This is a genomic window from Paracidovorax oryzae ATCC 19882 (assembly GCF_000687165.1).
GTDB lineage: Bacteria > Pseudomonadota > Gammaproteobacteria > Burkholderiales > Burkholderiaceae_C > Paracidovorax > Paracidovorax oryzae.
This window is the reverse complement of sequence record NZ_JMKU01000019.1, coordinates 112889-128530: the sequence shown is the minus strand read 5'-3', so window position 1 is coordinate 128530 and position 15642 is coordinate 112889. Positions and strand designations below refer to the sequence as shown.

Here is a 15642-nt window from a genome sequence, read left to right as displayed (position 1 = left end):
ACGCGCATGAACGGCGAGATCATTCCCGCGCCCGTGCCCGGCCGGCGCATGTTCGCCCTCAGGGAGCCCGTGGGCGTGGTGGCCGCCATCACCCCGTGGAACTTCCCCGCCGCGATGATCGCGCGCAAGATCGCCCCGGCCCTGGCCGCCGGCTGCACCGTGGTCTGCAAGCCCGCGGAGGACACGCCCCTCACCTCGCTCGCGCTGGTGGCGCTGGCCGAGGAAGCAGGCATTCCCCCGGGCGTGCTCAACATCGTCACCGCCTCGCGCGCCCACACGCCCGAGGTGGTCGATGCCTGGCTCGATGACCCGCGCGTGCGCAAGATCACCTTCACCGGTTCCACGCCTGTTGGCAAGCACCTGGCGCGGCGCAGCGCCGACACGCTCAAGAAGCTCTCGCTGGAGCTGGGCGGCAACGCGCCCTTCATCGTGTTCGAGGATGCCGACGTGGACGCGGCCGTGGACGGCTTCATGGCCGCGAAGTTCAGGAACGGCGGGCAGACCTGCGTGAGCCCGAACCGGGTGTATGTGCACGCGGCCGTGCACGAGGCCTTCGCGGGCAAGCTCGCGGCGCGGGTGGCGGCGCTCCAGGTGGGGCCGGCCACGGACCCTGCCTCGCAGATCGGCCCGATGATCAACGAGCGCGCGGTCGAGAAGATCGAGCGCCACGTGCAGGACGCGGTGGCCCGGGGCGCGAAGGTGCTCGCGGGCGGCCGGCGGCTGGCGGAGCTGGGCCAGCACTACTATGCGCCCACGGTGCTCACGGGCGCGGATGCCACCATGGCCTGCGCGTGCGAGGAGACCTTCGGGCCGGTGGCGCCGCTGACCGTGTTCCACGACGAGGCCGAGGTGATCGCCGCGGCCAACGACACGCCCTTCGGGCTGGCGGCGTACTTCTACAGCCGCGACGTGCGGCGGATCTGGCGGGTGGCGGGCCTGCTGGAGACGGGCATCGTGGGCATCAACGAAGGCGCGCTGGCGGCCGAGGCCGCGCCGTTCGGCGGCGTGAAGGAGTCCGGCTACGGCCGCGAGGGCTCCACCCACGGCCTGGACGACTACCTGCACACCAAGTACCTCTGCCAGGGGCAGCTGGACTGAAGGAAGGGGCGGCGCGGCCCCGTGCGTTCAGGGCGCCAGGGCCGGCAGCGGATGCGCCCGGCGGGCATCCAGCTGCGCCAGGTCGCTGCCCTGCAGGCGGAACACGGCGAGCGCATCGCGCAGCACCGCCACCTGCGCAGCCATGGCCGAGGTGGCGGCGCTGGCTTCTTCCACCATGGCGGCGTTCTGCTGGGTCATCTCGTCCATCTGGGTCACGGCGCGGTTCACTTCCTCGATGCCGGCAGTCTGCTGCGCATTGGCCGAGGCGATGCCCTCCATCAGGCCCGAGATGCGCTGCACCGAGTCCACCACGTCGCCCATGGTGCGGCCCGCTTGCTCGACGAGCTCGGAGCCGCTGCGCACCTCGGCCACCGATTCGCTGATGAGGGCCTTGATCTCGCGGGCCGCCGAGGCGGAACGCTGCGCCAGGTTGCGCACCTCGCCCGCCACCACGGCGAAGCCGCGGCCCTGCTCGCCCGCGCGGGCGGCTTCGACGGCCGCGTTCAGCGCCAGGATGTTGGTCTGGAACGCGATGCCGTCGATCACGCCGATGATCTCGCTGATCTTGCCCGAACTGGCGTTGATGGCCCGCATGCTTTCCACCACCTTGCCCACGGCCTCGCCGCCCTGGGAGGCCGTCTGCGCCGTGGCCGCCACGTACTGCGCGGCCTGCCGGGCGTTGTCGGCGTTCTGCCGCACCGTGGCGGTGAGTTCTTCCATGCTGGAGGCCGTCTGCTGCAGCGAGGACGCCTGCTGTTCCGTGCGGCGGGACAGGTCGGCATTGCCCTGGGCGATCTCCGCGGCGGCGTGGTCGATCGTGCCCGTGGCCTGCTGGATGCGCTGCAGGATGTGTCCGAGCCGGTCGCGCATGAAGCCGATGGCATGCATCAGGCTGCGGTCGTCGCCGCGCCGCAGGGCGATGTGGGCCTGCAGGTCGCCTTCGGCCATGCGCAGCGCGGCCCGGGCCGCCGCGGCGGGCTCGCCGCCCACCGAGCGCTCGATGTCGCGCACGACGAAGCCGGTGATCACCGAAATGCAGATGCCGAGCAGGGCGAGCACGCCCAGGGCGCGGTAGAGCGTGCTGCGGAAGGTCTGCTCGATGTCGTCCACGTAGTCGCCCGCCACCAGGTCCCAGTTCCAGGGCTTGAAGCGCACCGCATAGCCGATCTTGGGGCTGGGGGCATCGCTGCCGGGCCGTGGCCACCAGTACTCGAGGAAGCCGCGGCCCTGCGCCGAACTGCCGGCGGCCGCGATATCGACATACAGCGGCGTGCCCTTGGCATCCTTGAAAGACAGCATGTTCCTGCCGTCGAGTTCGGGCTTGATCGGATGCATCACCATGGCGGAGTCGGCTCCCACGATCGTCACGTACCCGTCCTTGCCGTAACGCTGCGCCGCCACACGTTCCCGGGCCGCGCGGCGGGCCTCCTCCTGCGTCATTTTTCCGGACCGGGCCTGCTTGTCGTAGTCGCCGACGACGGACAGCGCCATGTCGGTGATGTCGGCCAGTGCGGTGCGCCGCGCTTCGTACTGGAGCGCGCGTGTCTGCCAGGCATTCACGAAAGTGAGGGCGAACAGGCCCAGCAGGGCCAGGACGAGGGGAAGCCAGAGCTTCTGCCGCAGAGTGAGTTGTTTCATGGGGTAACGCGATTGCAGTGCGGCGCATTGTCGAAGCCGCCCCCAGCCCGATCCAACGCAAAATCTCGCGCGGCTTCCATCGAAAAAATCGATGAAGACAACTGAATTTTCAATACGGTGAAAGCTGCCCGGCGGCCATCGGGGCTTTCCCCAGGGCTGCCGCACCGCTGCGGGGCATTCAGGCCGCCGGCTTCCTCCGGCGCGCCACCATGGTGCGTGCCGCATAGGCCTGGACCGAACCGAGCACCGTTTCGGCGAGGTCCGAGGAGGGATCCTCGCGAAAGCAGGCGTGGATGGGCAGGGGCGTGAGCACGCAATCGCTGGGCAGGACGCGCAGCGGCATGCGCCCCGACAGGTTCCGGGTGACCGCGCGCGGCAGCAATGCGATGCCGAATTCGCCTTCCACGAGTTGCAGCATGGCGGAAATGGACGAGACGGCATGCACCCTCGGTACGGGCACCGCGGCCTCCTGGAAGAGCTTCAGGAGCGTGTGGTGGGGCTGGGAGCCGCGCAGGAAGGTCAGGAGGTCGTGCTGCGCGAGCCGCGCGAGGTCATAGTGGCGCTCGGTGTGCAGCGCCTTGTGGCCCACGAACACCATCTCCATCGGCGCCATGGAGAGGTTGCGCACGCCGTTGTCCGCCACGGGTATCCCCGTGAAGACGAGATCCTGTGCACCGCGACGCACCTGGTCCGCCAGCACCGCGGAGGTGTCCACGGTGAGCTCCAGCTCGAACCCCGGCCGGCTCTTGCGCATCTCCTTCAGCCAGCCGGTCAGCCAGCTGTGCACCACCGATTCGATGGCGCCGATGCGCAGTACCGTCGGTGCATTCCGGCTGCTGCCCAGCTCGTCCTTCACGCGCCGCTGCAAAGCCAGCAACTGCACGGCCAGCCGCTGGAAACGCTGGCCCGCGGCCGTGAGGCGGAACTGGCGCTCGCGCCGGTCCAGCAGCACCACGCCCAGTTCGGCCTCGAGCGAGGCGATGCGGCTCGACAGCGCGGATTGGGTGATGTGCAGCTTTTCAGCAGCCCGCGTGATGCTCTTGAGCGAAACAGCCCAGTGGAAGGCCTCGACGAAGCGCAGATTCATGGGCGGCATTGTGGCCGCTCGCATCCCGGCAGTACGCCCGCACCGGGCCGCTTCTCAGCCGCGTGCCGCCACGCGGCAAGCCGCGTACATGTCCTGCGCCGGCTGGTAGGCTTCGGTCCGCACGTCCATGAGTCCGAGCACCGAGTGGAAGTAGTTGTCGTGCGTGATGCGGCGGCTGCGCAGGTCCTTTTGCAGGCAGGCGGTCGCGATGCCGCTGCGCTGCTGCATGGCGGGCGACAGCCAGGTGATCCATGGCACGTGCTTTTGCACGTCGGGCGCGATGGAGTAGGGCATGCCGTGCAGGTAGATGCCGCCCTCGCCCAGGGATTCGCCATGGTCGGCCACGTACACCATGGCGGTTTCGGCGCTGGCCGAGCGTGCCTCCAGCCAGCCGATGGTGCTGTTCAGGAAGTGGTCCGTGGAGACGATGCTGTTGTCGTAGGCATTCACCACCTGCTCGCGCGAGCATTCCTGCAGCGCGGAGGTCTTGCACTCGGGCAGGAACTTCTTCTGCGAGGGCAGCGAGCGCCTGGCGTAGGCCGGCCCGTGGCTGCCCATCTGGTGCATCACCACCACCACGCCGCGCGCGCGCTGCTCGGCGGGCAGGGCGGCGATGCGCGCGTCCAGCCCCTGCAGCATGACGTCGTCCAGGCATTCCTTGCCGTCCGCGCACCACGTCGGATCGGTCGGCGTGGCAGAGGTGCTGACCGTGGGCACGCGGTCGCACACGCCCTTGCAGCCGGACTGGTTGTCCACCCACAGCACGGCCAGGCCGGCATGCTGCAGCACGTCCATCAGGGTTTCGTAGTCCGCGCTCCGCTTTTCGTAGGCTTCCTTGCCCAGGTGCGCGTACATGCAGGGCACGGACGCCGCCGTGCTGGTGCCGCAGGACCAGGCATCGGTGGCGCTCGCGATGTCCTTGCGGGCCGACAGTTCGGGCGTCGTGTCGCGTGCATAGCCGTTGAGGCCGAAATTGCCGCTGCGGCCGGTTTCACCCAGCACCAGCACCAGCAGAGGGGGCTTGGCCTGCCCCGCATAGCTCGCGCCCAGCCGGGCGTCGCGGCCCAGCGGCTGCAGCGGGCCTCGGCTGCGGCGCAGCGGCTTGGCCGCCAGGCTGCCGACGGCATAGACACTGTTGAGCGGATTGATCAGGTAGCGCATGCGCGTGTGGTTGCGCATGGTGGACGAGAAATCCTGGAAGACCGCCAGAATGCAGGCCGCCGCGACGGCCAGCGCACCCAGCATGAAGGCCGCCTGGTGCACCGCCCGGCGGCGCCATCCCAGGGGGCGCACCCGGATCCGGGCCAGCCACACCAGCGGCGGCCCGGCCATGGCGAGCATCGACAGCGGCAGCTTCCAGGTAACCAGGTCGGCGGCCTCGTGCGCATCCGTCTGGACCACGTTGGTGATCATGCCGGGATCGATCACGATGCCATAGGTGCCCATGAAATAGGCGCCTGCCGCGGCCGCCAGCACGGCCAGCGAGAGCACGGGCTTGAGCGCCTTGCCCCAGGCAAGGACCGAGAGCACGGCCGCCGTGGCGAACGACACCGCCACCATGAAGGCCAGGAAAAACACCCCGCCGCGCAGGGTGTGGGCGCCCGGCAGGCGCACCACCTCGCTCCAGAGCGGAAGGTTGCAGACCGTGCCGATCCAGAGGCAGGCGATCAGCAGCACGGCCATGGGATGCAGGCCTTCGGCGGATGCGCGGGCCGGAGTGCGGCTGGAGACGGCGGAAGGGAAGCGGAGCGGGAGCACGGACGACAGGAGCATGGGCGGCAGTGTGGAAACTGCGGCTTAAGACAGCATTAATGGGCCCGCGGACCGCCTGGCTTCGCTCCCGTGGCGCTGCACCAGGGGCATCCGCTGCCGGACGCCCCGATGCGGGGCCTGCAGGCCCTGCGGGTCGTGTGCTGTCATTCATCCCTCCCTGCATGTCGTCTTGCGGACCGGGCGGCCGCTGTCATCAAGGCGACATTATTCCGCTATCCGAAAAGATGGCGGGCGGGATTTTCCCGAATGGGCGTGCAGGCTCCGTGAGGGAAGGGAAGGGCGGGCCTCAGCCCAGCCGGTCGGCGTGGTGGGCGATGTGGTCGCCGATCACCGACTGGACGAAGTAGTAGCCGTGGTCGTAATCCGCGTGCCGGCGCAGGGTGAGCGGCTGCCTGACCAGCGCGCATGCGGCTTCGAACACGTGGGGGTGCAGTTGCTCGGCGAGGAAGGCATCCGCCATGCCCTGGTCCACCAGGATGCCGTCCGGGTAGGGCACGGCGGGCTGGCGCTGCATGAGCACGGTGGCGTCGTGCGCCTGCCACGTCTTGCAGGACGCCCCGAAGTAGCGGCGGAAGGCCTTGTCGCCCCAGGCGCACTGGGAGGCCGCGCAGATCGGCGCTATGGCCGACAGGGAGCGGAACACGCCGCGGTGGCGCAGGGCCAGCGTGATCGCGCCGTGGCCGCCCATGGAGTGGCCCATGAGGCCCAGGCGCGCCGTGTCGATCGGCAGCACCCGCTCCAGCAGAGGAATCAGCTCCTCGATGAGGTAGCTTTCCATGCGCCAGTGGCGCTGCCACGGCTCCTCGGTGGCGTCGAGGTAGAAGCCGGCCCCGATGCCGAAGTCCCATTCGGTGTTGGCGCCCTCGAAGGCCTCGGCCTGCGGGCCGCGCGGGCTGGTATCGGGCGAGATGAGGGCGATGCCCCGCTCGGCGGCGAAGCGCTGGGCGCCCGCCTTGATCATGAAGGTTTCCTCGGTGCAGGTCAGCCCCGCGAGGTACATCAGCGTGGGCACCTTGCGCCCGGGTTCGCGCAGCGCCGCGGGCGGGAGGTACACCCCGAACTTCATCGGGAGACCGATTTCCACGGAGGAATGCCGGTAGAAACGCTGGGAGCCGCCGAAGCAGGCGTGCTCGCCCAGCAGCTCCAGGCCGGGCACCTGGGCGGCGCGGGGCCTGCGCGCGGCCGCTTCCAGGGCGGCCTTCACGTCGTCGGGAGGTTCAATGGGTTGGTAGGTCATGGCTGTGGATCGGAGTCGCATGCCGGGCGGCACCGGCCCGGCAGGCGCTATTGGATCAGTAAACGACGACGCCGCGGATCGACTCGCCGCGTTTCATCAGGTCGAAGCCCTTGTTGATGTCCTCCAGGGGCATCGTGTGGGTGATGAGGCTGTCGATGTCGATCTTGCCGTCCATGTACCAGTCCACGATCTTCGGCACGTCGGTGCGGCCGCGCGCGCCGCCGAAGGCCGAACCCTTCCACTGCCGGCCCGTGACGAGCTGGAACGGGCGGGTGCTGATCTCGGCGCCGGCCTCGGCCACGCCGATGATGATGCTCTGGCCCCAGCCCTTGTGCGTGCACTCCAGCGCCTGGCGCATCACCTTGGTGTTGCCGATGCACTCGAAGGAGTAATCGGCGCCGCCGTCGGTCAATTGCACGATGGCATCCACCACGTTCTCCACCTCGTTCGGGTTGATGAAGTGGGTCATGCCGAACTGGCGGGCCATCTCCTGGCGGGCGGGGTTGATGTCCACGCCGATGATCTTGTCGGCGCCCACCATCTTCGCGCCCTGGATCACGTTCAGGCCGATGCCGCCCAGGCCGAATACCACCACGTTCGCGCCAGCCTCCACCTTGGCCGTGAACAGCACCGCGCCGATGCCGGTGGTCACGCCGCAACCGATGTAACAGACCTTGTCGAAGGGGGCGTCCTCGCGGATCTTGGCCAGCGAGATCTCCGGCGCCACCGTGTAGTTGCTGAAGGTGCTGGTGCCCATGTAGTGGAAGATCGGCTGGCCGTCGATGCTGAAGCGGCTGGTGGCGTCGGGCATCAGGCCCTTGCCCTGCGTGCCGCGGATCAGCTGGCACAGGTTGGTCTTGCGCGAGAGGCAGAACTTGCACTGGCGGCACTCGGGCGTGTAGAGCGGGATCACGTGGTCGCCCTTCTTGAGCGAGGTGACGCCCGGGCCCACATCGACCACCACGCCCGCGCCTTCGTGCCCCAGGATGGCCGGGAAGATGCCTTCCGGATCGGCGCCCGAGAGCGTGTAGTAATCTGTGTGGCAGATGCCCGTGGCCTTGATCTCCACCAGCACCTCGCCGAACTTCGGGCCTTCGAGGTCGACGGTTTCGATGGTCAGGGGTTCGCCGGATTTCCAGGCAACGGCTGCTTTGGTTTTCATGGGGTGCTTTCGGAAGGGAAGGAGAGGAGGGCGGGCGGCCTGCCCCGGGTGCGGCACGTTGATCAGGGACAATCAGCGCATGTCCCGGCCGGCCGGGCCGCGCGAGCGAAAAAAACAATCCCGCTTTATAGAGCAAGCCGGGCAGGCCTGGCCAGCGCAGGCCTGCCGATGTCCGGTGACCGGCCCGCTTTGTCCGATCACCGCCCCTTCCCCCACCGCATGCACCCAGCCCAGCCCCTGTCCGTCCACATCGTCGTCTATCCGGGCTTCAAGGCGCTGGAGGCCGTGGGGCCGCTCTCGGTGTTCGACTATGCGAACGTGCACCTCGCGCGGCGCGGCCGGCCACCCGGCTATGCCGTGTCCATCGCCGCCCGCGCGCGGGGCCCCGTGCGATCCGACACGCTGATGTCTCTGGATGCCACCGAGGTGCTGTGCACCGGCGGCGATGCGGCGAGCGGGGCGATGCCGGACACGGCCCTGCTGGTCGGCGCCCGCCACATCGAGGCAGCCCTGGCCGACGCCCCGGAGATCGTGGCGTGGGCGCGCACCGCGGCACCGCGCGTGCGCCGCATGGTGGCCCTGTGCTCCGGCAGCTTCTTCCTCGCCGCCGCGGGCCTGCTCGACGGGCGCCGCGCCGCGACCCACTGGAGCGTGGCCGCCCGGCTCCAGGAGTTGCATCCTGCCGTGGCGGTCGATCCCGATGCGATCTACGTACGCGACGGCCACCTCTGGACTTCCGCGGGCGTCACCGCGGGCATCGACCTCGCGCTCGCGCTGGTCGAGGAGGACTACGGCCATGCGCTCGCGCTGGAGGTGGCGCGCGACATGGTCATGTACCTCAAGCGGCCCGGCGGGCAGTCGCAGTTCAGCGTGCAGCTCGCGAGCCAGGCGACCACCCACCGCGGCATGCAGGACGTGCAGGCCTGGGCGCTGGAGCACCTGTCCGAACCCCTCACCCTGCAGGTACTGGCCGGGCGCGCCTCGATGAGCGAGCGCCACTTCCGCCGCGTGTTCGCGCAGGAGACGGGGCGCAGTCCCTCGGCCTTCGTCGAATCGGCCCGGCTGGAGGCCGCGCGCCGGCTGCTCGAATCCGACGCCGCCCTGCCGCTCAAGACCGTGGCCGCGCGCGTCGGGCTGGGCTCGGAGCAGGCGCTGCGGCACCTGTTCCTGCGACACCTGGGCATACCGCCCCAGGCCTACCGCGAGCGCTTCGGCGACTGAATTCCCACCATGCCATTGACCACATCGACTGCATTCCCCGATACCGAGATCCGCACCGCCCGCTGCCTGCTGCGCCCCTTCCGTGAGAGCGACCTGCCCGGCATCTTCGAGGGCCTGAGCGATCCGCGCGTGATCGAACACTACGGCGTGCGCTATGCGAGCCTGGAGGCCACCCGCGAGCAACTCCGCTGGTACGGCCGCATCCAGCAGGAAGCCACCGGGCAATGGTGGTGCGTCTGCCTGGCCGGGGCCCCGGAGTGCCTCATCGGCGCCTGCGGCTTCAACGACATCGACCGGGAACACCGCCGGGCCGAGATCGGCTACTGGCTGCTGCCGGCGCACTGGGGCCAGGGCCTCGCCCGCGAGTCCGTCGCCGCGGCCATCCGCCATGCCTTCGACCGGCTGGGCATCCACCGGATCGGGGCCGACGTGGACATGGAGAACCATGCCAGCGCGGCGCTGCTGGCAAGGCTGGGGTTCACGCGCGAGGGGGTGCGACGGGGGTATGAGATGAAGGAGGGGCGGCCGATCGATCTTCAGCTGTTTTCGGTGTTGGCAACGGATGGAGAGAACAGGTCGTAGAGAGCCAAGCCGTACATAGGGTAAATTTCCCTCGGAGAAGACTAACGAGAGGGAATATGACCGAACGCAAGAGCATCGTTTCTGCTGTTAGGCGCGTGCAAGCTTTGTTCGGTGGTGGACGTCCAAAGCAGGGAGAGCCGAACGATCTCACCCACATCACCTACCTGTTTCTGCCCGTCATCGCCCTGGCTACTGCTGCCGCGGCATGGGTTGGCTGGAGTGCCGATGCAGTTGGCCCGGTGCTGCTATGGGTGTTTGCGTCGTTCGTCGCTGGAGGCACGATGGGCTTCCTGTTCGGCATACCGAAGTCTGGCTCCACATGGAAAAATGGCGGGAGGAATGGAACGTCTGCTGGAGAGTCGGGAAAGGATATATCGGTATTGCCGGGGGCGTCAGGACGCGCCCGGCCAAACACAAATCTTGAGGAAGTCTCAGATTGGCTGACGAAAATTATCGTCGGCTTGACCCTTGTCAATCTGAAGGACATCAGTGCAGAGGTGGGAGGTATTGGCCAAAAGGCTGCTTACGCCATACGGGCCAATCCTGGTGAGTCTGATGCGTCCGTTGCCACGGCGCTGGTGGTCGGTTTTTCATTGATTGGATTTCTTTGCGTCTATCTGTATATGCGATTGTTTTTGCAAGGGGCGATGGTTCGCTCGGATGAGCAGATGAGCCGCTATATGGAGGCCGTAGAGTTGGCAGGGCGTGTGGGTGAACGGGAGAGTCAGGTGTCGGACGAGCTGGCACCGATACCTTCGATCCCTTCCGAAGCAAGCGTCAAGGCAGCGCAGGCGGTTGCCGACGCAGCTCCATCTGATCCTGAAGTTATCCTCAACCCGCTACGTCAGCTTGCTAATGAATATGAGTCCTTGCGTCGTCATGCGGACTATTCGCCCGAGAGGACTCGTCAGATGACGGAGATTGTTCGCCGCATGCGCCCGCATGCCATTGCAGCCGCACCTTATATCGCAGAGCTGATGCGCAGCACCTCCACCGGCGAGCATCTGGCTGCTACTGTCATCCTGCAAATGAAATACATGCCAGAACACATGCACTGGCTAGCTCGCCGGATTGTGGAAGAGCGTGATTTTATTGGGTACCAAGCCGCAAGTGCATTACTCGCGCGTGTGCGAGTGGCGGGTGTTCCCGAATGCAAGGCGATTCAGCAGGCGGTGCAGGCCGCAAAAAATGATCGTGATCGTCTTGGGCTTTCTGAAGCATCTCTTGATGAATTGATAGGTCAGATCTTGAGAGATCGATGAAGGAAACGCGGTTGAAGTATGGGTCGGATCTTCGCGATTTTCTTAAAAATTATCATGATGCTTTTGGGCGGCCTCGTGTTTGCGGTGATGGCATATTTTGAAATGTTCCATGTGTTTGCCGCATGGTATGGCCCCCACTACATCAGGAGCGACAACGATATCGGCGACCTCATCCTGGTCTCGCTGGGAGTATGTAGCCTTGCTTTCATTTTGGGAGGGTGGTTCGCCAACAGGCTCTACCAGCGCCTCCGACACCGTAGCGGTAATTCAGAGCAGATCCGATAACGCAGAGCAATAAAAAAACCGCCGCGGAGGCCATCCTCCTGCGGCGGTTTGTCCTCTTGCCAGCGCAGCCACCATGTGACCGCGCCTTGGCAACCCGATCAGCGCTGCGCGATCGGCTTCACCGTGCGCGGCTCGGCGCCCACGAACAGCTGGCGCGGACGGCCGATCTTGTACTCGGGGTCGCCGATCATCTCGTTCAGCTGGGCGATCCAGCCGACGGTGCGGGCCAGGGCGAAGATGCCGGTGAACAGGTTCACCGGGATGCCGATGGCGCGCTGCACGATGCCGGAGTAGAAGTCCACGTTCGGGTAGAGCTTGCGCTGCACGAAGTAGTCGTCTTCCAGGGCGATCTTTTCCAGTTCCTTGGCCAGGGCGAACAGCGGGTCCTTTTCCAGGCCCAGTTCGGCCAGCACCTCGTTGCAGGTTTCCTGCATGAGCTTGGCGCGCGGGTCGTAGTTCTTGTACACGCGGTGGCCGAAGCCCATGAGCTTGACGCCGGAGTTCTTGTCCTTGACCTGCTTGATGAACTCGCCGATCTTCTCCACGCCGCCCTGGGCCTGGATGTCGTGCAGCATGTTCAGGGCCGCTTCGTTGGCGCCGCCGTGGGCGGGGCCCCAGAGGCAGGCCACGCCGGCCGCGATGGCGGCGAACGGGTTGGTGCCCGACGAGCCGCACAGGCGCACGGTGGACGTGGAGGCGTTCTGCTCGTGGTCGGCGTGCAGGATGAAGATGCGGTCCAGCGCGCGCTCGAGCACCGGGTTGACCTTGTACTCCTCGCAGGGCGTGCCGAACATCATGCGCAGGAAGTTGCCGGCATAGCTCAGGTCGTTCTGCGGGTACATGTACGGCTGGCCCACGCCGTACTTGTAGGCCATGGCGACCAGCGTGGGCATCTTGGCGATCAGGCGGATGGCCGAGATCTCGCGGTGCTGCGGATTGTTGATGTCCGTGCTGTCGTGGTAGAAGGCCGACAGGGCGCCCACCAGGCCCGTGAGCACGGCCATCGGGTGCGCGTCGCGGCGGAAGCCGCGCAGGAAGAACTGCATCTGCTCGTTGACCATCGTGTGCTTGGTCACGCTGTCGCTGAACTCCTGCTTCTGGGTGGCGTTCGGCAGTTCGCCCTTGAGCAACAGGTAGCAGGTCTCGAGGTAGTCGCAGTTGGTCGCCAGCTGCTCGATGGGGTAGCCGCGGTAGAGCAGTTCACCCTTGTCGCCGTCGATGTAGGTGATCGACGACTGGCACGCGGCCGTGGACAGGAAGCCCGGGTCGTACGTGAACATGCCCGTCTGGGCGTAGAGCTTGCGGATGTCCACCACGTCCGGACCCACGCTGCCGTGGTACACGGGCAATTCCACGCTCGGGCTGCCATTGCTGAACGAGAGCGTTGCTTTGTTGTCTGCCAGTTTCATTGAGTTTCCTTCGTAGTTAGCCCGCAAGCGGTGGAGTTGCCGGCGCGCGGCGGCGCAGCAGTTCGAGCACCTCCCTAACGTCTCCGGTATCGAGCTCGCCGGAGGGTTCCTTGCGCCGCAGCAGCAGGTCCAGCAGGTCGTTGTCGGAGAGGTCCATCAGGGTGGCGATGCCCTGCGCCTGGCGATGCGTCAGGCGGGAGCCATGGGTCGCGAAGAACTGCTCGATGAAGAGGTCGTTCTCGACCAGGCCCCGGCGGCTGCGCCACCGGAGCTTGGCGACTTCGCGGTCGTCGAGCAGGTCTTCTGGCATGTGCAAAGTCAGACGGCGCGGCGCACCATCAGTTCCTTGATCTTGCCGATGGCCTTCGTGGGGTTGAGGCCCTTGGGGCACACGTCCACGCAGTTCATGATGGTGTGGCAGCGGAAGAGGCGGTAGGGGTCTTCCAGGTTGTCCAGGCGCGCACCCGTGGCTTCGTCGCGGCTGTCGGCGATGAAGCGGTAGGCTTGCAGCAGGCCGGCGGGGCCCACGAACTTGTCGGGGTTCCACCAGAAGCTGGGGCAGCTGGTCGAGCAGCTCGCGCACAGGATGCACTCGTACAGGCCGTTGAGCTCGTCGCGCTCCTCGGGGGATTGCAGGCGCTCCTTCTCGGGCGTGATGCCTTCCGTGATGAGGTAGGGCTTGATCGAGTGGTACTGCTTGAAGAACTGCGTCATGTCCACGATCAGGTCGCGGATCACGGGCAGGCCCGGCAGCGGCTTGAGCACGATCGTGCCCTTGAGCGTGTTCATGTTGGTGAGGCACGCCAGGCCGTTCTTGCCGTTGATGTTCATCGCGTCGGAGCCGCAGACGCCTTCGCGGCAGGAGCGGCGGAACGAGATGGACGGGTCCTGCGCCTTCAGCTTGACCAGGGCGTCGAGCAGCATGCGCTCATGGCCGTCGAGCTCGATCTCGACGGTCTGCATGTAGGGCTTGGCGTCCTTGTCCGGATCGTAGCGGTAGATTTGAAAGGTGCGCTTCATGGTGGTGTCTCGTGGGTTCTCGGGGGCGTATCAGAACGTGCGGACCTTGGGCGGCACGCTGTCCACGGTCAGGGGCTTGAGGTTCACGGGCTTGTAGGTGAGGCTGTTGCTGCCGCTGTGCCACAGCGTGTGCTTCATCCACTCCTTGTCGTTGCGGCCCAGCGGGAAGTCGGGGTGGTCGGCGGGGTGCTCGTAGTCGTACACCGTGTGCGCGCCGCGGCATTCCTTGCGTGCTGCGGCCGAGACCATCGTCGCCTGGGCGACCTCGATGAGGTTGTCCACTTCCAGTGCTTCCATGCGGGCCGTGTTCCACACCTTGGACTTGTCCTTCAGCGTGATCGCGCCCACGCGCTCGCGGATGGCGTTCACCTTCACCACGCCTTCGTCCATGCTTTCCTGCGTGCGGAACACGCCGGCGTGCTGCTGCATCGATGCGCGGATGTCGTTGGCGATGTCCTGGGCATAGATGCCCTGGCTGGATTCCTGCAGCTGGTTCAGGCGCGCCAGCGTGCGGTCGGCGCCGTCGGCCGGCAGGGGCTTGTGCTCGCCGCTGTTCTTGACCATCTCGACGATGTGGCGGCCGGCGGACTTGCCGAACACCAGCAGGTCGAGCAGCGAGTTCGTGCCCAGGCGGTTCGCGCCGTGCACCGACACGCAGGAGCATTCACCCACGGCGTACAGGCCGTTCACGACCTGGTTGTGGACCTCGCCGTTCTGGATCACGACCTGGCCGTTGATGTTGGTCGGGATGCCGCCCATCTGGTAGTGGATGGTGGGAACGACCGGGATCGGTTCCTTCGTGATGTCCACGTTGGCGAAGTTGACGCCGATCTCGTACACCGAGGGCAGGCGCTTGTGGATGGTCTCGGCGCCCAGGTGGTCGAGCTTGAGCAGCACGTAGTCCTTGTTGGGACCGCAGCCGCGGCCTTCCTTGATCTCCTGGTCCATCGAGCGGGAGACGAAGTCGCGCGGCGCCAGGTCCTTCAGCGTGGGCGCATAGCGCTCCATGAAGCGCTCGCCGTTGCTGTTGAGCAGGATGGCGCCTTCGCCGCGGCAGCCCTCGGTCAGCAGCACGCCCGCGCCGGCCACGCCGGTGGGGTGGAACTGCCAGAACTCCATGTCCTGCAGCGGGATGCCGGCACGTGCCGCCATGCCCAGGCCGTCGCCGGTGTTGATGAAGGCGTTGGTCGATGCCGCGAAGATGCGGCCCGCGCCGCCGGTGGCCAGCAGCACGGCCTTGGCCTGGAGCTGGTAGAGCTCGCCGGTTTCCAGTTCGAGGGCCGTCACGCCGACCACGTCGCCGGAGGCGTCGCGGATCAGGTCCAGGGCCATCCACTCGACGAAGAAGTTCGTCTTGGCCTTCACGTTCTGCTGGTAGAGCGTGTGCAGCATGGCGTGGCCGGTGCGGTCGGCCGCGGCGCAGGCGCGCTGCACGGGCTTCTCGCCATAGTTGGCCGTGTGGCCGCCGAAGGGGCGCTGGTAGATGGTGCCGTCCGGGTTGCGGTCGAAGGGCATGCCGAAGTGTTCCAGCTCATACACCACCTTGGGGGCCTCGCGGCACATGAACTCGATGGCGTCCTGGTCGCCCAGCCAGTCGGAGCCCTTGATGGTGTCGTAGAAGTGGTAGTGCCAGTTGTCCTCGCTCATGTTGCCGAGCGATGCCGACACGCCGCCCTGCGCCGCCACGGTGTGCGAGCGGGTGGGGAAGACCTTGGAGAGCGAGGCCACGTTCAGGCCCGCGCGGGAGAGTTCCAGCGCGGCACGCATGCCGGAGCCGCCCGCGCCGACGATGACGACGTCGAACTTGCGCGTGGTGATGTTCGCTTTGGTGTAGCTCATTGTTGTGTGCTCTTTCAGTCGCGGGGGAA

General features: G+C 66.8%; 13 protein-coding genes. 4 read left to right on the top strand and 9 right to left on the bottom strand.

Annotation, left to right across the window (positions count from 1 at the left end; all coding sequences use genetic code 11):
- Positions 1 to 1098 (top strand): NAD-dependent succinate-semialdehyde dehydrogenase (locus T336_RS0115865; protein WP_026433291.1); only part of this gene is annotated, 1098 nt, incomplete at its 5' end.
- A 27-nt stretch (positions 1099 to 1125) separates the two neighbouring features.
- On the opposite strand, the gene T336_RS0115860 is transcribed toward T336_RS0115865, so the two are convergent.
- The 5 genes from T336_RS0115860 to T336_RS0115840 form a co-directional block, all read right to left on the bottom strand.
- On the bottom strand, positions 1126 to 2736 hold the full coding sequence (locus T336_RS0115860) for a methyl-accepting chemotaxis protein (RefSeq protein ID WP_026433290.1): 1611 nt from the start codon (positions 2734 to 2736) through the stop codon (positions 1126 to 1128).
- Positions 2737 to 2914: 178 nt separating this feature from the next.
- Positions 2915 to 3823: a LysR family transcriptional regulator gene (locus T336_RS0115855; RefSeq protein WP_035226205.1), complete on the bottom strand. Its 909-nt coding sequence runs from the start codon at positions 3821 to 3823 to the stop codon at positions 2915 to 2917.
- Between the two features lie 54 nt (positions 3824 to 3877).
- Positions 3878 to 5596, bottom strand: coding sequence for a phosphoethanolamine transferase (locus T336_RS0115850; RefSeq protein ID WP_026433288.1), 1719 nt, complete (start codon positions 5594 to 5596; stop codon positions 3878 to 3880).
- A gap of 286 nt (positions 5597 to 5882) precedes the next feature.
- Positions 5883 to 6752 (bottom strand): S-formylglutathione hydrolase, encoded by an 870-nt coding sequence (gene fghA, locus T336_RS0115845; RefSeq protein WP_026433287.1) that lies wholly within the window; start codon positions 6750 to 6752, stop codon positions 5883 to 5885.
- Between the two features lie 136 nt (positions 6753 to 6888).
- Positions 6889 to 7995 (bottom strand): S-(hydroxymethyl)glutathione dehydrogenase/class III alcohol dehydrogenase, encoded by a 1107-nt coding sequence (locus T336_RS0115840; RefSeq protein ID WP_026433286.1) that lies wholly within the window; start codon positions 7993 to 7995, stop codon positions 6889 to 6891.
- Between the two features lie 219 nt (positions 7996 to 8214).
- On the opposite strand from T336_RS0115840, the gene T336_RS0115835 reads away from it, so the two are divergent.
- From T336_RS0115835 to T336_RS26725, 3 genes are read left to right on the top strand one after another with little or no spacing between them, the layout of a single operon-like run.
- The gene (locus tag T336_RS0115835; RefSeq protein WP_026433285.1) at positions 8215 to 9216 is read left to right on the top strand and encodes a GlxA family transcriptional regulator; all 1002 of its coding nucleotides are present in this window, start codon (positions 8215 to 8217) and stop codon (positions 9214 to 9216) included.
- A 9-nt stretch (positions 9217 to 9225) separates the two neighbouring features.
- The gene (locus T336_RS0115830; RefSeq protein WP_035226202.1) at positions 9226 to 9798 is read left to right on the top strand and encodes a GNAT family N-acetyltransferase; all 573 of its coding nucleotides are present in this window, start codon (positions 9226 to 9228) and stop codon (positions 9796 to 9798) included.
- Between the two features lie 56 nt (positions 9799 to 9854).
- Entirely contained in the window at positions 9855 to 11060 is a 1206-nt protein-coding gene (locus tag T336_RS26725) for a hypothetical protein (protein WP_156957875.1), read from the top strand.
- Between the two features lie 383 nt (positions 11061 to 11443).
- On the opposite strand, the gene T336_RS0115820 is transcribed toward T336_RS26725, so the two are convergent.
- From T336_RS0115820 to sdhA, 4 genes are read right to left on the bottom strand one after another with little or no spacing between them, the layout of a single operon-like run.
- On the bottom strand, positions 11444 to 12754 hold the full coding sequence (locus T336_RS0115820) for a citrate synthase (protein ID WP_013595339.1): 1311 nt from the start codon (positions 12752 to 12754) through the stop codon (positions 11444 to 11446).
- A gap of 16 nt (positions 12755 to 12770) precedes the next feature.
- Positions 12771 to 13064 (bottom strand): FAD assembly factor SdhE, encoded by a 294-nt coding sequence (locus T336_RS0115815; RefSeq protein ID WP_013595338.1) that lies wholly within the window; start codon positions 13062 to 13064, stop codon positions 12771 to 12773.
- A gap of 8 nt (positions 13065 to 13072) precedes the next feature.
- On the bottom strand, positions 13073 to 13774 hold the full coding sequence (locus T336_RS0115810; RefSeq protein WP_013595337.1) for a succinate dehydrogenase iron-sulfur subunit: 702 nt from the start codon (positions 13772 to 13774) through the stop codon (positions 13073 to 13075).
- 30 nt (positions 13775 to 13804) lie between these two features.
- Positions 13805 to 15613: a succinate dehydrogenase flavoprotein subunit gene (sdhA, locus tag T336_RS0115805; protein WP_013595336.1), complete on the bottom strand. Its 1809-nt coding sequence runs from the start codon at positions 15611 to 15613 to the stop codon at positions 13805 to 13807.
- Positions 15614 to 15642: the final 29 nt, after the last annotated feature.